The 16,589-nt window shown below is 39.3% G+C and carries 20 protein-coding genes; 4 read left to right on the top strand and 16 right to left on the bottom strand.

Going from position 1 to position 16,589, the window contains the following annotated elements:
* The first annotated feature begins 105 nt into the window (after positions 1-105).
* Positions 106-1,062: a D-2-hydroxyacid dehydrogenase gene (locus G6554_RS17740; RefSeq protein WP_166244278.1), complete on the top strand. Its 957-nt coding sequence runs from the start codon at positions 106-108 to the stop codon at positions 1,060-1,062.
* 43 nt (positions 1,063-1,105) lie between these two features.
* On the opposite strand, the gene G6554_RS17735 is transcribed toward G6554_RS17740, so the two are convergent.
* The 8 genes from G6554_RS17735 to G6554_RS17700 all read right to left on the bottom strand — a co-directional run bounded on the left by G6554_RS17735 (position 1,106) and on the right by G6554_RS17700 (position 6,184).
* Positions 1,106-1,324, bottom strand: coding sequence for a hypothetical protein (locus tag G6554_RS17735; RefSeq protein WP_166244276.1), 219 nt, complete (start codon positions 1,322-1,324; stop codon positions 1,106-1,108).
* Between the two features lie 84 nt (positions 1,325-1,408).
* Positions 1,409-2,101: an ABC transporter permease gene (locus G6554_RS17730; RefSeq protein ID WP_166244273.1), complete on the bottom strand. Its 693-nt coding sequence runs from the start codon at positions 2,099-2,101 to the stop codon at positions 1,409-1,411.
* Positions 2,094-3,017 carry an ABC transporter ATP-binding protein gene (locus G6554_RS17725; protein ID WP_166244271.1) on the bottom strand — a complete coding sequence of 308 codons (924 nt, stop codon included), beginning with the start codon at positions 3,015-3,017 and terminating at the stop codon, positions 2,094-2,096. Before G6554_RS17725 ends, G6554_RS17730 begins: the two co-directional genes overlap by 8 nt.
* A 132-nt stretch (positions 3,018-3,149) precedes the next feature.
* Positions 3,150-4,085 carry a sensor histidine kinase gene (locus tag G6554_RS17720; protein ID WP_166244269.1) on the bottom strand — a complete coding sequence of 312 codons (936 nt, stop codon included), beginning with the start codon at positions 4,083-4,085 and terminating at the stop codon, positions 3,150-3,152.
* 3 nt (positions 4,086-4,088) lie between these two features.
* Positions 4,089-4,787 carry a response regulator transcription factor gene (locus G6554_RS17715; RefSeq protein ID WP_166244268.1) on the bottom strand — a complete coding sequence of 233 codons (699 nt, stop codon included), beginning with the start codon at positions 4,785-4,787 and terminating at the stop codon, positions 4,089-4,091.
* A gap of 107 nt (positions 4,788-4,894) precedes the next feature.
* Positions 4,895-5,182, bottom strand: a complete 288-nt coding sequence (locus G6554_RS17710; protein WP_166244266.1) for a hypothetical protein — start codon at positions 5,180-5,182, stop codon at positions 4,895-4,897.
* Positions 5,183-5,361: 179 nt separating this feature from the next.
* A complete protein-coding gene (locus G6554_RS17705) occupies positions 5,362-5,661 on the bottom strand; it encodes an antibiotic biosynthesis monooxygenase family protein (protein ID WP_166244264.1) in 300 nt (99 codons plus the stop codon).
* Positions 5,662-5,677: 16 nt separating this feature from the next.
* The gene (locus G6554_RS17700; protein WP_166244262.1) at positions 5,678-6,184 is read right to left on the bottom strand and encodes a DUF456 domain-containing protein; all 507 of its coding nucleotides are present in this window, start codon (positions 6,182-6,184) and stop codon (positions 5,678-5,680) included.
* A 515-nt stretch (positions 6,185-6,699) separates the two neighbouring features.
* Here G6554_RS17700 and G6554_RS17695 point away from each other — a divergent pair.
* Positions 6,700-7,101: a hypothetical protein gene (locus G6554_RS17695; RefSeq protein WP_166244260.1), complete on the top strand. Its 402-nt coding sequence runs from the start codon at positions 6,700-6,702 to the stop codon at positions 7,099-7,101.
* A gap of 38 nt (positions 7,102-7,139) precedes the next feature.
* On the opposite strand, the gene G6554_RS17690 is transcribed toward G6554_RS17695, so the two are convergent.
* The 4 genes from G6554_RS17690 to G6554_RS17675 all read right to left on the bottom strand — a co-directional run bounded on the left by G6554_RS17690 (position 7,140) and on the right by G6554_RS17675 (position 11,772).
* Positions 7,140-7,577, bottom strand: coding sequence for an SRPBCC family protein (locus G6554_RS17690; RefSeq protein WP_166244258.1), 438 nt, complete (start codon positions 7,575-7,577; stop codon positions 7,140-7,142).
* A gap of 18 nt (positions 7,578-7,595) precedes the next feature.
* Positions 7,596-7,961: a VOC family protein gene (locus G6554_RS17685; RefSeq protein WP_166244256.1), complete on the bottom strand. Its 366-nt coding sequence runs from the start codon at positions 7,959-7,961 to the stop codon at positions 7,596-7,598.
* 227 nt (positions 7,962-8,188) lie between these two features.
* A complete protein-coding gene (locus tag G6554_RS17680) occupies positions 8,189-8,707 on the bottom strand; it encodes an RNA polymerase sigma factor (RefSeq protein WP_207342976.1) in 519 nt (172 codons plus the stop codon).
* Positions 8,708-9,018: 311 nt separating this feature from the next.
* On the bottom strand, positions 9,019-11,772 hold the full coding sequence (locus G6554_RS17675; protein WP_166244254.1) for a dynamin family protein: 2,754 nt from the start codon (positions 11,770-11,772) through the stop codon (positions 9,019-9,021).
* Positions 11,773-12,065: 293 nt separating this feature from the next.
* On the opposite strand from G6554_RS17675, the gene G6554_RS17670 reads away from it, so the two are divergent.
* Together G6554_RS17670 and G6554_RS17665 are read left to right on the top strand one after the other, a co-directional pair.
* Entirely contained in the window at positions 12,066-12,575 is a 510-nt protein-coding gene (locus G6554_RS17670; protein ID WP_166244252.1) for a hypothetical protein, read from the top strand.
* A gap of 134 nt (positions 12,576-12,709) precedes the next feature.
* Positions 12,710-13,465: a LysM peptidoglycan-binding domain-containing protein gene (locus tag G6554_RS17665; RefSeq protein WP_166244250.1), complete on the top strand. Its 756-nt coding sequence runs from the start codon at positions 12,710-12,712 to the stop codon at positions 13,463-13,465.
* Positions 13,466-13,496: 31 nt separating this feature from the next.
* Here the strand turns inward: G6554_RS17665 and G6554_RS17660 are convergent, their stop codons facing one another.
* The 4 genes from G6554_RS17660 to G6554_RS17645 all read right to left on the bottom strand — a co-directional run bounded on the left by G6554_RS17660 (position 13,497) and on the right by G6554_RS17645 (position 16,487).
* Positions 13,497-14,153, bottom strand: coding sequence for a DUF3267 domain-containing protein (locus G6554_RS17660; RefSeq protein WP_166244248.1), 657 nt, complete (start codon positions 14,151-14,153; stop codon positions 13,497-13,499).
* A 47-nt stretch (positions 14,154-14,200) separates the two neighbouring features.
* A complete protein-coding gene (locus G6554_RS17655) occupies positions 14,201-14,923 on the bottom strand; it encodes an amino acid ABC transporter ATP-binding protein (RefSeq protein WP_166244246.1) in 723 nt (240 codons plus the stop codon).
* Positions 14,920-15,576: an amino acid ABC transporter permease gene (locus G6554_RS17650; RefSeq protein WP_166244244.1), complete on the bottom strand. Its 657-nt coding sequence runs from the start codon at positions 15,574-15,576 to the stop codon at positions 14,920-14,922. Before G6554_RS17650 ends, G6554_RS17655 begins: the two co-directional genes overlap by 4 nt.
* A 110-nt stretch (positions 15,577-15,686) precedes the next feature.
* Positions 15,687-16,487 carry a basic amino acid ABC transporter substrate-binding protein gene (locus G6554_RS17645; protein WP_166244242.1) on the bottom strand — a complete coding sequence of 267 codons (801 nt, stop codon included), beginning with the start codon at positions 16,485-16,487 and terminating at the stop codon, positions 15,687-15,689.
* Positions 16,488-16,589 lie beyond the last annotated feature (102 nt).

Here is a 16,589-nt window from a genome sequence, read left to right as displayed (position 1 = left end):
GGACTTAACCTTTTTTTCTGGAAGCTAACCATTTTTATGCCTTTCCTTAACTCCCTATTATTATTAAAATAAAGTTAACTATACGGACTGGAGGAATGATAGATTATGAAAAAGATGCTCATCACTCACAATCTTGATCAAAAGTATATCGAACAAATAGAATCAGTTATCCCCGATTGGGAACTAATTGTTAGCAAAGATAAAGAAATCTATCAAAAGCATGCCAAGGATGCTGAAATCATTGCCGGCTGGAAGAATGGCCTGGAGGAACATTGCCTCACACCTCATTCCAACCTAAAATGGCTGCAAACCTGGAGTGCCGGGGTCGATTCCTTGCCACTTGAAACCATACAATCGAAAAATATTACCTTAACAAGCGCGAATGGTGTTCACGCCTATCCCATTTCCGAAACCATTTTTGCCTTAATGCTTGGCTTAACCCGAAAAATCCATACCTACGTAAAAAACCAACAAGCGCATACGTGGCACCACGCCCATATGGGATTAGAAATGCACGAGAAAACGATTGGAATTATTGGTGTGGGGGAAATTGGAAAAGAGACAGCGAAAATAGCCAAAGCCTTTGGGATGAAGGTTCTTGGTGTCAGGCACTCCGGGAAGCAGGCTGACAATGTGGACGAAATGTATACCCCAGACCAATTAAATTTGCTGCTGCCAAAGTGTGATTATGTCGTTATAACACTGCCACATACAAAGAAAACTCATCATTTATTTGGGGCTGGGCAGTTTAAGCAAATGAAATCAAGCGCCTTTTTTATTAATATCGGCCGTGGAGAAATCGTTGTGGAAGAGGAGCTTGTCGAGGCATTACAGGGGGGAACCATTGCTGGTGCCGGTCTGGATGTATTTGAAACAGAGCCATTACATACGGATAGTCCGTTCTGGGAAATGGAAAACGTCATTATAACCCCACACACATCAGGCTCTACTGAGTTTTACACGGAGCGTGTGGTCGAAAACATCTTAATCCCTAATTTAAAGGAGTATATTTCAGGTAAAACTCCATCTATCAATCTTGTTGATATTTCAAAAGGATATTAAACGCAGAAAGCAGTGGACTTCAACATGAAATCCACTGCTTTATTTATCGCTTTTTCTTTTTGGCATTATCGACCACAAATTTACTTTTCTTAACGACTTCTACCACCACTTGCACATGAACAACTTTTTCATCCACGTTTGTAATACTGGTGACTTTTGCTTTGCGGCCTTTAATTTTTACGTCTTCTCCCTCGGTTGGAACACTGTTTAGAAACTGACTTAATAACAGATTCTTTTTTTCAAAAAAATGAACTGCATACATATTGTTCTCACCTATTTCAAATGGAATGTGTGCATCCTTCCATATAAAATATAGGAGTTTTGATAAATTTAGACCATGATCCTGTTAATTGATATCGACTTTTTCTACATTCCTAATGGAGAGGTAGGCAATAAGACAGCCAATTAGAGCTAAGGCTATTGGGATCGCAATAAAGGCAAAGAGATTGACGCCGTCCGCTGAAGACGATGTTAGCGACACCATAATGATGGCGGTGACGATGGTGGTAGGAACAGATTTTTTTCTCATTCCAAAATAAAGCGGGATTAATGCCATACCGGCCGACGCAATGGCTTCAAGAATCATTTGAATCAAGCCATTTTTTAAGACCTCGGCGGTCAATTCCTTCGGCACAAAATGTAAATAGGAATCGACTAAATAAAATAAACTGCCAATAATTAAATTGGATAACACAATCGTAAAAAAGGTAAAGCAAGCAACAATCACTAACTTGGCAATCATGATTTTTTTTCGACTAATGGGATACATAAACATGAGCGTAATCGAATTGCTCTTATACTCATCAATGATGATTCTAGAAATAAGCACCGCAGCAAAGATGATAAATGTGGGCCGGATAATACTGTTAAACGCGGCAAAAGCCATTTCATAGCTGCCAAAAGCCAGCGTCCCTTCACTTTTTTCCATAAAATAGATCAAGCAGAGTAACCCCATGATAACTAAATTTGCAATACCAACTGCTTTTAGATAGGAATATAGTTTAAACTTCTTTATTTCAAGACTGATTAATTTACGCACTGATCCCGCCCCCATTGATTAAAGTTAGGAAATAATCCTCAAGTGAATGATTCTTTTTATTAATTTCCTCGATCATAACGCCGTTTAAAATTAATGCTTTCGATATTTCTGATTGTGAAGCTCCCTTATCGTAGATTCTAAAACGCGATTCGCCGACCACTTTAAAGTTTGTCAGGTGTAGAATTCCGTCAAGGACATAAAACGCTTTTTTCACATCGTTAACCACGAGTTCAATATATTCGGTATTTTGTTCGTGGATTTCGTTTATCGAAACTTCTTTAATTAATTGGCCGTCACTGATCACGCCAATGGTATCGGCAATTTGCTCCATTTCACCAAGGATATGTGACGAGATTAGCATCGTAATCCCATATTCACGGCAGAGCATATGGAATAAATCACGCAGTTCTTTAATCCCCACCGGATCGAGACCATTAATGGGTTCATCTAGGATTAATAGCTCCGGCTTAGTAATAATGGCGCGTGCAATTCCGAGCCGCTGTTTCATTCCAAGTGAGAAATCTTTCACTGATTTATTTTCAATATCCTTTAATTTAACTAAATCAAGGGCCGTATCAATCGCCTTTTTGTCGTAATACCCCATATATTCGCAGTGTAGCTCGAGATTTTCGCGGGCCGTTAACCGATCATAGAAAACAGGATATTCGATAATGCTGCCCATTCGCTTTAACACTTCATAAGAGGTGTTGGTTAGCTTTTCACCAAAGATTTCAATTTCACCGCTCGTTGGCTTTACTAGATTTGTCAGCATCTTCATGATCGTTGTTTTCCCCGCTCCGTTCGGACCAAGAAACCCGTATATTTCGCCTTTTTTCACCCTCATATTGACATTTGAAACCACTTCCTTGCCCTTATAGGCTTTGGTCAGTTGGTTTGTTTTAATCATGTAGCTCATATAGTTCAGCTCCCCTTCGTCTTATCTAATTCCTATTCTAGTCAGCAGAGTTTTCTTTTTTATTAATCAAATCTTACGAAATTCTTAAGTTGAAAAAGGGCAACTCATTATCCTGAGGCACCCTTAGCTGTTTTAATATGTAATTCGCTTTACTTGCACGGTAAAGGTTGTTTTCTCATAGGGTTTGCTGTTTAGAAAAATGTGGCCATCCATCTTTTCCACGAGGCGTTTAGTTATGGTAAGGCCAAGGCCGCTTCCCTGATAAGATTTATTTCGCGAATCCTCTAGTGTGTACATTCTTTCAAATACTAAATCCTTGTGGAGCTCACTAATTCCTTTTCCTTTGTCCCAGATGTCAATGAACACATACTGTTGATCACTTCTGAGTGTCAGACCTAAGACTTTCCCTTCTCCACCATATTGAATGGCATTGGAGAGCAAATTGTTCAAAACTCGGTCAAGTGCTTCTCCATTTCCAAGTGCATATTGAATTGTTTCTGGCAGTTCAATCACGACGTCAAAGCCTTTTGCGGATAAAACCTCATAAAACTGTAAAATATTTTTCTGGCAAACTTCGTTCATGTTCACCCTTGTAAGTGGTAAATCTTTATCTCCGGATTCAAGCTTTGCTAAATCAAAGAACTTCTTAATTAGGTCTAAAACTTCAACGGTTTTGACGTTGACCTTTTGCAAAAGTTCCTTGGTTTCTTCGTTTGTTCTGTTGGGATTATTCAACATAATCTCGATATATCCGAGCACAACAGTCAATGGTGTTTTTAAATCATGGGAAATGTTAGAGAGCATTTTCCGCATCGATGCCTCCATTTTATTGTAGCTGGCCATCATTTTTTGATTATGTTCTAGGAGACGGTTGATTTCGATTAATATCTGCTTTAATTCCTCATCCCCCGTATGCACCAACAGCTTTTCATCCGTTTGATTATCGATTATCTGCTTTAGTTTTTTGTGTATGTACGTGAAATTTCCCTTTTCATTTTTTCTCACTTTATATTGATAGAAATTAAGGGCTGCCAATCCTGTTATGACCATGAGGAAAAAAATAACCATCGTTTAAAACTCCCCAAGCTTATAGCCGATACCCCATAATGTTTTAATGTACTTTGGTTTGGATGGGTCATCTTCGATCTTTTCCCGTAATCTTCTCATATGTACGTTTATCACATTTTCATCACCATAATACTCATCTTCCCATACCAAACTATAAATTTGTGCCTTGGTGTAGACCCTGCTCGGATGTGAGATAAATAGTTTTAAGATATGAAACTCTTTTGCCGTTAGCTTGATGTCACTTCCATTTTTAAGTAAGGAGAAATTATCAAGATCAAGTGTCAATTCACCCACTGTCAGCACATTTACTTCCTGCTTTTGTTCTGTTCGTGAATAGTGGGTCGCCCTTCTGATGGCCGCCTTCACTCTAGCCGTTAGCTCGATCATCGAAAATGGCTTGGCAATATAATCATCCGCACCAAAGCCGAGACCCAACGCTTTATCTAAGTCCCCATCCTTTGCTGACATTATCAGAACTGGTATCATGCTTTTCCCTCGGATGATTTTTAAAAATTCCATTCCATCCAGCTTCGGCAGCATTAAATCAAGGAGAATCAAATCAAATGTGTCGTTTGCAAAAACCTCTAGCGCCTCTTCCCCATCAAACGCAGGCACGACCTCGAATCCCTCTCTGGTAAATTGACCTCTAACCATCTCACTGATGGCCGCATCGTCTTCTACTAATAATATTCTGTGTTTCATTATATCCTCCACTTCTTTCATTCCAATATGGTTAATTTCCATATTCTCACTGAAAAATCCTCTTTTCTTGCTAGGTTCTAAAGCAAGAAAAAAGGATTACCAAGAAACTACTGAGTTAAAACAGCTAATCCCAGCCAACCGACTAATAAAAAATTGGGGATAATCACCAAAGTGGCCAACCAAATCACTTTCTTTGTTATGAATTTTGCCGCACCCAGATAAAGGAGTGGAAAAATCAGCCCCCATATGTGGAAACGTGGTGTGGCCGCCAGATATAACAACATAGGTAATATTAGGAATGAAGATAGAACAAGGAGTTTGGGATTCCTAATATTTATGGCAATAATGGAGAGGATTAGTGAGGCAATCGTACACGGCCAAAATAATAACTGCATAAGGCACCTCCAGAATGATTACGGACATATTTTTTTAAAAGACCAACCAATTTTATTCCTTATATATTCGGTGATCCATAGAAAATAACCTGCCATTTATTTTATTCAAAAAAAGGGCAACCCTCATATTCAAGAGTTGCACCAGTTTTCTTTTCTGATTTAACTTCAATCCTTTTGGCTTAATCCACTAACCGAACTTTCTCAAAGTGCTCCACTGTTGGAAATGGATCATAGAAATGATGTAATAGTTTCTTCCATTCTTGATACTCACTAGATTGCCTGAATCCAATCGTATGGTCTTCTAGGGTTTCCCACTTTACCAGCAGCAAGTATTTCCCGTTAACTTCCATACAACGCTGTAATTCGTGGGAAACGTACCCCTTCATCGAAGAGATAATTGCCGATGCCTGTCGGAACGCCTCCTCAAATTCAACTTCCATCCCGTGTTTAACCTGAAGTATTGCCGCTTCCACTATCATGGTATCCCCCCCAAATCTAAATAATCACACCAAATACAAAAACACCAATCATTATTAACTGAATGATCGCTTTGGCGAAGGTGCCGCTAAAAAAGGCGATTAAAGTAGCAAACGCCACTTTAATCGAATCTTGGAATGTTTTCTTTTGCAACATTTCCGCTAGTAGGACTAAAGCAAATGGTACAACAATCACGCCAAAAGGTGGTATCACAAAGCTGCCAACAATTAATCCAATTGTTGCAGCCCTCGTCCCCCACTTAGATCCTCCAGCTTTATCGACAAAGTGAAGATTTGCTAAATAATCTGCTAAAAATAAGAGAATAGTCAATAACCCTAACATAGTCCATGTAATCCAGGAAAGCTCATGTGAATTTACCCCAAAGTGATATAACACCACACCAACCCAAATCAACAACACTGAGGGGATAATCGGATAAATCAACCCGACAAAACTAAAGATAAAACACGCAATAATAATAACCCAAAATAGGATGTCCAGGATATTAATCACCTCATAGTTCATTATAGCGTCCATACCAACATTATCAACTTCATAACAATCGGGTTGTGGTAGTGATTGTTACATGTTTTGTGCAATTGTGGCTTAAAAGGTGTATTTGGAGGTCACCATGAATTTTGTGCCAAGAGATGAAGGAAAAGCGGTCCTATTTGGAAGGACGTTTCCAGTTTTTGTAGAATTGTTTCTCTAATTTGTAGAATAAGTTTCATTTTTGTAGAAAAATCTTTTCAATTGTAGGATTCCTCATAAATTTTGTAGAATTCCTTCCAATTAAGCACATTTTTACACACTTTCCTCGAACTTCGGAAATCATTGAATGCAAAAGGATAGTTTCCTAAGAAGTACCCAATGCATTGCTAAGCCATACACCAGTATATGTATAATCCTGGCAATAATCATAAATAATAAACACGGAAATCATATCAAGTAGAAAGGGCTGTATTATCATCAGAAAGTTAGCATTTGTGTTCTTACTTATTTCATTGCTTCCACTCACTGGATTTCATAGGGCGAATCAGTTGGTTATTACCCATATTGATACTACCATCATTAAAGCGGAGAGAATTCTACGTTACGATATTAAAATCAAAAATACAGGTAACACTCCATTTAAAAGTGAATTTGATTACCCCGGCCAACATAACTATGGAATTGAAGTGGTAGTACGACCGAACAAAGAGTTAGCATCAAAAATGGAGTTAGTTGAAGGGAGCGAGTTTATTAAGATGATTCCGTGGGGTTCTGGGAGTACCGGACTCATCGACTCCGGGCATGAGGGCACATTCCACGTTGAATATAAAATTAAAAAAGGTGCTCACTTAAAAGAGATGAAAGAATTGGCTTTTGATTCGACTTTGATTATTTTAGATGGTGTGAATGTCGTTAAAGAATTTCCATTAGACAAAGTAGACATGGATTAAGGGGAGGACTGAAAAAGAGCCAACTGGCTCTTTTCATGTCAATCCTTTACTAATCCACCTCTTAATTGGTTCACTCCAAATTCTAAATATCCCTTTAAGCAGGTTAACATAAAAACCCAGCCTTCTTTATTATCAATCAATTGCAGGATTAGCTCATCCTCATTTTCATTAAATCCTTCTTCGGTAATTTCAATTATGGTTGCCGAGTGATCAAGTTCTTTCATCGCTATTGTCACAATATGCCCTTCGCCATTTGCTCCCCAGCGGAAAACAACCTTTTTATTTTCTTCGATTTCAATTATATTTATACTTACTTGAGCCTGGTATTCCTCATATTTCAACGTAATCGTCTTGCCCTTTTCCCATCTTTCCGAACTGGACGAGAACCAAAAGTTCCCGATTTTTGCTGGATCAACAAAAGCTTCAAATACATCCTTCGCTGGTTTATTTATTTTCATTTTTGTAAGGTTGTTCATTCACGTACTTCCTTTCATTCACTTTGAAAAATTTAACAGCCAGCCAATACCAAACTGGTCAACTAGATTTGCGTGCATAGCTCCCCAAAATGTTTCTTGCAATGGGAAAGTAACTTTTCCAGATTGGCTAAGCAAATCATATACTCTTCTAATTTCTTCATCACTTTCACATTCCAGGCTGATTCGCACGTTATCTCCGACATGGGTATTGCCGAAGGTATCTGAAAAGTGAATGATACTGTTACCAAGATGAAGTTCAGCATGCAAACACTTACCGTCATCGCTTTTTTGAATATTCGTCATTTCCCCGCCAAATAGATTTTGGTAAAATTCCATAACTTTCTCGCAATTATCTACAAATATGTATGGACTAGCGCTTTTCATCCTTATTCCTCCAATTTTCAAATATACTTCCCACAATTCTACCATAGAAAGTTTTGGAAAAAAACTCTTTGTGGATTCCCCTTTATCACCTAAATGAAGGACAATTCTAAGGAGGAATTAACGGGTTTTGTCCTTCATAAGGACGATGATGGACTTTTCAGGGGGAATTCCATCAAGATTAGTCCTTCATCAAGCAATGAAGGACTTTCCGGTTCTACTGCATATATTTAAGCCGTTAGCTGTTTGAGAAACAGTAATTTTAGTTGTTTTCTTGCTCGATAGATTCTCGTTTTCACCGTGCTTGGCTTGATATCGAGGACGCTGGCAATTTCATACTCCTTTAAACCATGCAAAAGCTTAAGATTAAGCACCGCTTGGTATTCGGTGGTGAGCGTTGCAATAGCGGCATTCACTTGCTCCTGAAAACTCGCTAGTTCCACTTCCTCCTCGACGTTTTGCATCATTTCCGTTCCCAAGCATTCAAGCATATCCTCTTCCATCAAGGTTGCATGCTTTTTCCGTTCGCTTCGGACATAATCAATCGCCGTTCTGGTAGCAATGACGGATAACCAGGCACCCATCTTCTTTTCTTCTTCGATTGTTTCAACCTTTTTCATCGCTTTAATAAACGTTTCCTGAACGACATCCTCTGCTAGATGCAAATCCCTAGTGATAGAATAGCTTATATGAAAAAGACGTTTATAGTACATTCTATATACCTCTGAAAAATCAATCTTATTCACCATTATCCCTCCTACCATCCTTTCAAAAATGTACACTCGTCCAGTGAATTTAAATAGTATCTTAATACTAATCGAAAAATCTTAACATTCATTTAAGACAATCTTAAAAATTTCTTAAGATTAGAAAAGCGGAAGCGCCTTGCTCAGGGGCGACAGGCATAAGACGAGCAGGCGAGAAGGTTGCACTTTAACCTTCTTGACTGATTGGCTTATGACCCCGAGACCCTAGGCGCAACAGCTAGACAATTCTCAAAGTCGAAACTTTTATATTCTTTAACTAAAAAAAGAAGATGCCCTTTGGACATCTTCCATGTTCAGTAGATTGTTTGCATTCCTTTTCCGGCGATTGTCATCCATTCAAACTGACGCAGTCTAACATCAAACAGTGTCAGGGGATCGCGGAACATTTCTGGGTTGGTGTTCATTTTGTTTAGCATTTCTTGGTTTGTCTGAATACCCTCGCGTGCCTCTTCGACAGAATCATTTAATACATTCAGTGGACTCCTGAAAAACAAAGTGATGTCGCGCTCCAATGATTTTTCAAACAGCTCAAACGGCTGAAAAAATTGCTTATTAACCGCAGCAATTGCTTCAGAATAATCTTCATTCTCCACAAAGGCTTTGTATTTATTAAAAAGCAGTGCCTTATTTTGCGATAGGGCGCCAAATAGTTTCCCGGCGCTTTTTAATAAAAATTGTGCTGGTGTACGGCGGAGCAGAATATTAATGCTTTCAAGCTGAAAACGGCTTGTCATTCGATCAGTATCACGCCGCCAATCGTCAAGCACCTTAAAATCACATTCAAGCTTGAGCCGCTCTTCGCCATACATATGATTAAAACCGTCACCCATCTCATTCAAAAATTCCTGACTTTGCTCAAGCTCCTCTTTGCCATGTTCAATCCATTCCTGCAGCGAACGGTAAAATTTCGGCAAAACTGTTTGTTCCAAATAGGCTTGGATTTTTCGATTCATTTCATCATTGAGTTCTAAGTGAATTTTACTGAAGTTACTATCTTCCTTAATTAATGAGGAACACTCTTGAAGCATTTTCCGAACACTATCTGATAAATCTTTTTCAATCGTTTCCTTTATAGCTCGGAACGATTTCGCGATTGTCTGTATTTTTTGTACTTCGGTATCCTTCAGTTGGTTTACTGCTCCATTTAACTTCATCAGCATTTCTTCGTTCCACCGAATCGACTCAACCAGCTGATTTTCTACATCAATCCGTTTTTGCAGCAGGCTCGCAATCGTAGTGCGAATAAAATACAACAGTTTTGCTAGACGCTTATCCTCAATATTTCTTGTCTTCTTAATGGAATGAATAAACGCGGTTAATTCCTGTTGCTGTCCGCCTTCGTATTGCGATGAAAAAGCAAACACCCTTGCATCAGGTAAATAGGAATGAATCGAGACCCTAGTTTCATCAAAAATGCGAAGAGCTTCACGCTCACCAACAATTGTATCCATTTTACTCAATAGAAAATGAACCGGTATATCTGGTGCTAACTCCTGGATCTGCTTAAGCGCCATCTGCTCTTTTTCCGTAAACGGTGCATTTGCATCAAGGACAAAGAGAACGGAATCAGCAACATGCAAGTTTTTCAACACTTCATAGCGATCATAATGGGGATTTCCCTTCAATCCAGGGGTATCAATGAAAGCAACCTTATTCTCCTGTAAAAAACCATTCGGCTGGTTAAATTCAATGATGGATTCCAGTGCATTCCGGCGGCGATCCATGCGTTCTTGAAAATCAGCAAATTCAGGTAAGCTAGTAACCTCTCTATCCGTGATTTCTGTGATTTCTAACGTAGGCGCATGCTTAAACATCACCATGGAAGAGGTTGGACTATCCTGCAGATCCTCTCCAAGAACGGTATTCACAAAAGTGGATTTTCCCGTACCACTTAATCCGGTAATAAAAAGATGCTGTGTGTCAAAATCGACTAATTGGCGGACAAACCACTTGATGTGATTATTCTCCCCCATATCATGCTTCTTTGCCCAACTCATGATGGAATCAAGCAATAAAAGGCACTCATTAAGTTCATCCATATCCGTTTCCGTTAAACTAATCAATTTTTCTGCTTCACTCACAATTGACATACTGATGCTCGCTGGAAATAGCTCATTCCATGAAAGCACAGCAGCCGATGCTAATACCACATTTGAATCATCCGCCAACCTAAACCAATTGGTTAATAAGTCTGGAATAAAATCCTGCAGTACTTTAATAAAGTACCTTCCTTCAATTAAACTAAAATAATGTTCCTTATGAAGCCTTGAAAGCTCCGACCAGTTTTCATTTCGGCTGAGTTCAAGATTTAATAAAAGATGGTTGATTTCACTTAACCAAGTAAAATAGGATTCTTCATTTTTGTAACTATCCCACAGTGACGAAACAAGCTCCTCAAACTTTCTTTTATCAAGAGTAAATAATAGGATTAACGCTTGGGAGAAATAGCTTGGCGCATGGTGTTTGGTTACACCCTTTTTTATATACGTGTTCAGAATTTCAAACCATTCCAATGAATCTGTCCGTTTTGCCTCAGTGACTGCCAATTCAACCGCATTTTCCCAATCCTGTCGTTCTTCAAAAAAGTTGCGGGCGATTTCGGTGACGTTCGGATAATCTGGGTTGGCTACGATAGTCTTTTTAATCGTTGAAACGGCTGCCTCTACCTTCCCGCGCTCAATATATAGAGAAAATAACTGTAAGGCCACTTCTGTCTTTAATGTTGGATCCTCGGAAGCGATCGCACAATAGATATCCTCAGCTGCAGATAACAGCCCAAGCTCATAATAAGCATCACCCGTGTTCTTCTTTGCCCACGGCTCGAGTTCATTAATAATGTTTTCCCATTTAAATATGGCGGTTTCAAAATCTTTGTGATGAAAGTAGACTTCACCCTGTGCAAAGCGAATAGTCGATAAATCAGGTAGATCCTGTTTTGCCTCCTCCTGAAACACTTCACCTAGGACGCGAATCGGATGCATATCTTCATGCTCATTTATGAACATTTTATAATACGTCTTTTGTATTAATTGCTTTTCTAACGTCATTTTCTTTCCCTCCAATTGCAACCACTCTATGTCATTCTTATGGAAAAGAGTCATAATTATTCCATATACTATTCGCCGTATGTACAGATTTTAAGTCCCAATTATATCGATTCTAACAGATGAATTTTTTAAAAAGATGTCAGATTTGTTTCAATTTGAAGACAAACAATACGAAGCAGTTGGTATGGCACCCTTTAAGGAAATTAAGCGGCCTTTCATTTACCATGCAAGCTTTCTTTTTTCCCTTTCAGAAAAGTATAATAAAATCATACCACTTAAGGAGATAAATGACGTTGGAAAAGGAACAAGCTATTTATTTAGCAAATCAGATTAATGACTCAAAGCCTGCCTCTTATGAGATTAGGAAGCTAGAAACAATTGGTGGCACCCTTCCGAAGTTTCATCAATGGACGAACGGCAAGCAAACGTTAGCCGCATATGAAGTCTCACGGCCGGAAAATGATACGGGCTACTACTTCTTATTTATTGATTGGCATCGGAACGATAATTATTACTTGGTTATCTATGCACATGATCGGTCGACAACCTGCGCGGAAATCCGGCAAATTAAAGACCTTGACGATGGGCCACATCTTGTTTGGTCATATAAACCGTTTAAACGTGACGGAAAAAATGATCACCGAAAGGCCTATTTTAAGCAAATGTTCGGCTCTACTATGGTTCACATCAAATTGCCACCCTCACCAAATGAAGTGGAGGTATTTTTCACGGAACTGTTTAAACTTTGTCAAAACCGGGTTAGAGCGGACAAAATAGTAGAGGTATTTGATTTTGAAGATTGATCTTCTGGGATGGGAAAGATGACATTTACACATGTCGTCTTTTTTATTTTTTAAAATGGGGAGGACACGTAACATTATTTTCGCCCAAGCATATTTTTAGTAAAAAAGGCTTCTTAAGGAGACAATGATTCGTTATGCGTTCCTATACAATCCAACCTGGCGATAATCTGTGGTCAATTGCCCAGCAGATGCAATCGTCCGTTGAAGCTATTGTTGCTGCAAATCCGGGCGTCACCCCTTATAACTTATTCGTTGGCCAAGGAATTTCCATCCCCACCTACGCCTATCGTCATATGCCTATTAATCAAGCACCCGCTTCCCAAAGTACTAAATGCGGGACTGGCTGCGTCAGTAAAGAAGAGATGGAGTTAAGAATCTTTATGAGGGTCTTATGGGAAGAGCATGTTGCCTGGACTCGAATGGCCATCATCAGCCTTAACTTTAAGCTTCCGGATATTGATTTTGTCATTAAACGGCTCTTGCGAAATGCCACCGATATGGGCAATGCCTTTAAAACCTATTATGGAGAACACGTTGGTGTCGAATTTGCCTCCTTGATTAAGGATCATCTTGTGATTGCCGCTGAGCTCGTCAAAGCAGCAGTCGCGGGAGACAATAATACGGCAGCAGATGCGGAAAAACGTTGGTTCCAGAATGCCGCAGACATCGCCGTCTTCATGAACCGAATTAATCCACTGAACTGGCCGCGAGATGCCGTCAATGAAATGATGAACCACCATTTGCAGCTGACAAAGCTTGAGGCCATTTGTATGATTATTAAAAACTTTGAGGCCGATGTCGCCGTGTACGATCAGATTGAAAAACAAGCACGAGGAATGGCGGACACCTTTTCAGACGGAATCACCAAGCAATTCCCAAATCAATTTTAAAAAGCGGATAGGATCCTATCTGTTTTTTTGTTTATTCATCGACCATTTTCCAGTACGTTCTTATGCCATTACTCCTTATGATTGCGTTTTTCGGAACCTGAATGAATACCAAAAAAAAGCCAAGAATATCAACGGATGCACCGAGTGCATTAAACAAAATAAAAACGAGGATATTTCCTGTTATGAGTCCGAAGATAGCTAGAATAAGAGGGAACAAAATAGACAGAAACAAAAAAGGCGCCACAGATATAAACAAGAACCTTGCTTTTGTTATTATTTGTTCTGTATGCACAAACGCTCCAAAACAGGTTAGCCCAATAATAGTATCCTTGGATTTCAAAAAGTTGGGAATAAAGATTAAATGGAAAAGTTCATGAATGATGACCATTAACAAAATCGCCAAAACCACACCTAAATCAATCGTAAGTATGATTGAATTTCCCTTAATAAATGAAAAACGCTGCATTGAAAAGGAGGAATAGCAATAGATGATTCCGATTGAGAGCAGGGCATTAATCACCATAAAGGGCACAGAGAGTAACGCAGCGTTCGTCAGGCTCTTCGGCTCTTTTAGCGGCTTCCAGCCTTCTTTCATTAATACAGAATGTGATTGTTCATTGAACTTCGGTATTTTCGTACTAAATTTAATAAAATTACCTCCTTGAATAGAAGTGGTAAGTCCTTCCATTTATCATAACAAAAACAGGGAGCTGCTGTCAGCCCCCTGTATAGTTCTTATAACACCTTACTCAAAAACGCCCTCGTTCTATCTTCTTTCGGATTGTCAAACAACTCACTTGGGACGTTTTCTTCGACAATTAAACCGCCATCCATAAAAATAACCCGGTCACCTACTTCTTTGGCGAAGCCCATTTCGTGCGTCACAACAACCATTGTCATTCCCTCTTTAGCAAGCTGTTTCATGACTTCCAAAACCTCGCCGACCATTTCTGGGTCAAGGGCAGAGGTTGGCTCGTCAAACAGCATGATTTTAGGTTCCATCGCTAAGGCTCTCGCAATCGCTACCCGCTGCTTTTGGCCGCCGGATAAGGAATCAGGATAGGCCTCCGCCTTGTCCGCCAATCCTACCTTCTTCAAAAGCTCCAACCCTTTTGCCCGCGCCTCATCACCTGGAATATTCCTTACCTTCATGGGTGCCAGCATAATATTCTCGATAACCTTTTTATGTGGAAATAAATTGAACTGTTGGAACACCATCCCTACTTCAGTCCGAATTTTATTGATATCGGTTTGTTTATCTGTTAGGTCAATTCCTTCAATTAGGACATGACCGCCGGTAATAGTTTCTAGCATATTGATGCAGCGAAGAAACGTTGATTTTCCCGAGCCGGAGGGGCCAATCACGACAACGACCTCTTGCGGCTTAACGGTTACATTGATATCTTTAAGAACCTCATTCAATCCAAACGACTTCTTTAAATTTTTTACCTCAATCATTCTGTTTCCATCCTCCTTTCAAGTCGGTTAAGCAGGAAGTTTAAGGAAAGCGTTAATACGAGATAAATAACTGCTGCTGTTAAATACGGTTCCCACGGGCGCATATATTGCCCCTGCATTGCACGGCCCCAGTACATTAGCTCCGGCGCAGCAATGAGGGCTGCAAGTGATGAATCCTTAATTAAGACAATAAATTCATTGCCCAGCGGTGGAATCATTCGTTTAAACGCTTGCGGTAAAATAACATTCTTCATTGCTTGTACATGTGTCATCCCAAGCGAACGCGCCGCCTCCATCTGCCCTTTATCAATCGATTGAATTCCGGCACGGAATATTTCCGCCACATACGCTGCTGAGTTTAAAGATAGAGCTAAAATGGCGGCAACAATGGCATTGGTTGTCCCCAAAAACGCCGGAACAACGGCAAAATGAATTAATAAGATTTGCACCATTAACGGTGTGCCCCGAAAGACGTTAATATACCAATGAAAGGGCATAGCCCACAGCTTTTTTCGCATCATTTTTCCTAAACCAATAAATAAACCAAGTACTGAACCAATGATAATACTTGCGACCGAAAGCCCAATGGTTATCAGTGTCCCCTTTAGAAAAAAAGGGGCGTATTCCGCAATAAGATCCCACCTAAAATCCATTATCGATCCCCCTGACTATGTATGTAGGTATTGTGCTATGTAGTAATCTTTTCATTTAATCAAAAATTGCGTAACTGCCTATTGATTAGAAGTTACGCAATTTTAATTCTCTATTGCTGATCTTTTAAAATTTGTACATCCGGCTCGACATCAAACCATTTTTTATAAAGTTTAGCATAAGTACCATTATCAATGACCTTTTTAACGGCCTTGTCTAAATCTCCTTTAAGCTTGCTTCCCTTTGGCAGCAATAAACCATAGAATTCCTTGTCAAATGCAGTATCATCTTCAATGAATTCGAAATTATCTTTCGGGTTATTCTTTACATATGTTTCAACAACAGTATTGTCGGCAACAACTGCATCAACACCGCCATTTTTCAACTCTAAGATTGCTAGATTGTTATTTTCAAACTTTTTAAGTTTATCGTTGTTTTTACCATACAGATTTTCAACAATGGTTTGGGCTGTGGTTCCATTTTGTACAGCAATCTTTTTGCCTTCTAAATCTTTTGCACTTTTAACAGTACTGCCTTTTGGGACGAGAATTTCATTTTTAGATAAGAAGTATGGGACTGTGAAATCATAGGATTCCTGACGCTCAGGTGTGATCGTAATCGCTGATACAGCTACATCGGCTGTCTTTCCTTCGATTTCAACAAAGATTGGATCCCAGCCAACATGCTCTACCTTCACGCCATAACCTGCTTCCTTAATGACGGCTTTAACGAAATCAACATCAAACCCGACAACCTCCCCTTTATCTTGGTACTCAAATGGGGCATAAGCGGCATCTGTTACAACTCTTAACGTCTTCTTTTCCTCTCCGCTTGATTTACTAGTTCCACAGGCTGATAGAAGTAAGAGAAACGCCACCATTAATACTGTTGATACAAACTTAAATTTTTTCATTATAGACCTCCTATTACTTTTTTATAAAAGTTATTTATTAAAAAATTGATAATATTTTGAATATAGATAATTATAACCTCTTTTGTTTTGTTATTCAATCAA

The organism is Bacillus sp. MM2020_4 (assembly GCF_011250555.1).
Classification (GTDB): Bacteria; Bacillota; Bacilli; order Bacillales; family Cytobacillaceae; genus Neobacillus.
The sequence above is the reverse complement of the archived record's forward strand: the minus strand, read 5'-3'. Positions and strand labels throughout refer to the sequence as shown.

Coding starts and splice junctions, on each gene's coding strand:
- G6554_RS17655 (WP_166244246.1), bottom strand. CDS start 14,923: ATGATTGAGGTAAAAAATTTAAAGAAGTCGTTTGGATTGAATGAGGTT.
- G6554_RS17700 (WP_166244262.1), bottom strand. CDS start 6,184: ATGAACTATGAGGTGATTAATATCCTGGACATCCTATTTTGGGTTATT.
- G6554_RS17650 (WP_166244244.1), bottom strand. CDS start 15,576: ATGGATTTTAGGTGGGATCTTATTGCGGAATACGCCCCTTTTTTTCTA.
- G6554_RS17680 (WP_207342976.1), bottom strand. CDS start 8,707: ATGGTGAATAAGATTGATTTTTCAGAGGTATATAGAATGTACTATAAA.
- G6554_RS17720 (WP_166244269.1), bottom strand. CDS start 4,085: ATGGTTATTTTTTTCCTCATGGTCATAACAGGATTGGCAGCCCTTAAT.
- G6554_RS17690 (WP_166244258.1), bottom strand. CDS start 7,577: ATGAACAACCTTACAAAAATGAAAATAAATAAACCAGCGAAGGATGTA.
- G6554_RS17735 (WP_166244276.1), bottom strand. CDS start 1,324: ATGTATGCAGTTCATTTTTTTGAAAAAAAGAATCTGTTATTAAGTCAG.
- G6554_RS17685 (WP_166244256.1), bottom strand. CDS start 7,961: ATGAAAAGCGCTAGTCCATACATATTTGTAGATAATTGCGAGAAAGTT.
- G6554_RS17740 (WP_166244278.1), top strand. CDS start 106: ATGAAAAAGATGCTCATCACTCACAATCTTGATCAAAAGTATATCGAA.
- G6554_RS17715 (WP_166244268.1), bottom strand. CDS start 4,787: ATGAAACACAGAATATTATTAGTAGAAGACGATGCGGCCATCAGTGAG.
- G6554_RS17710 (WP_166244266.1), bottom strand. CDS start 5,182: ATGCAGTTATTATTTTGGCCGTGTACGATTGCCTCACTAATCCTCTCC.
- G6554_RS17705 (WP_166244264.1), bottom strand. CDS start 5,661: ATGATAGTGGAAGCGGCAATACTTCAGGTTAAACACGGGATGGAAGTT.
- G6554_RS17675 (WP_166244254.1), bottom strand. CDS start 11,772: ATGACGTTAGAAAAGCAATTAATACAAAAGACGTATTATAAAATGTTC.
- G6554_RS17660 (WP_166244248.1), bottom strand. CDS start 14,153: ATGGAAGGACTTACCACTTCTATTCAAGGAGGTAATTTTATTAAATTT.
- G6554_RS17725 (WP_166244271.1), bottom strand. CDS start 3,017: ATGAGCTACATGATTAAAACAAACCAACTGACCAAAGCCTATAAGGGC.
- G6554_RS17645 (WP_166244242.1), bottom strand. CDS start 16,487: ATGAAAAAATTTAAGTTTGTATCAACAGTATTAATGGTGGCGTTTCTC.
- G6554_RS17665 (WP_166244250.1), top strand. CDS start 12,710: ATGCGTTCCTATACAATCCAACCTGGCGATAATCTGTGGTCAATTGCC.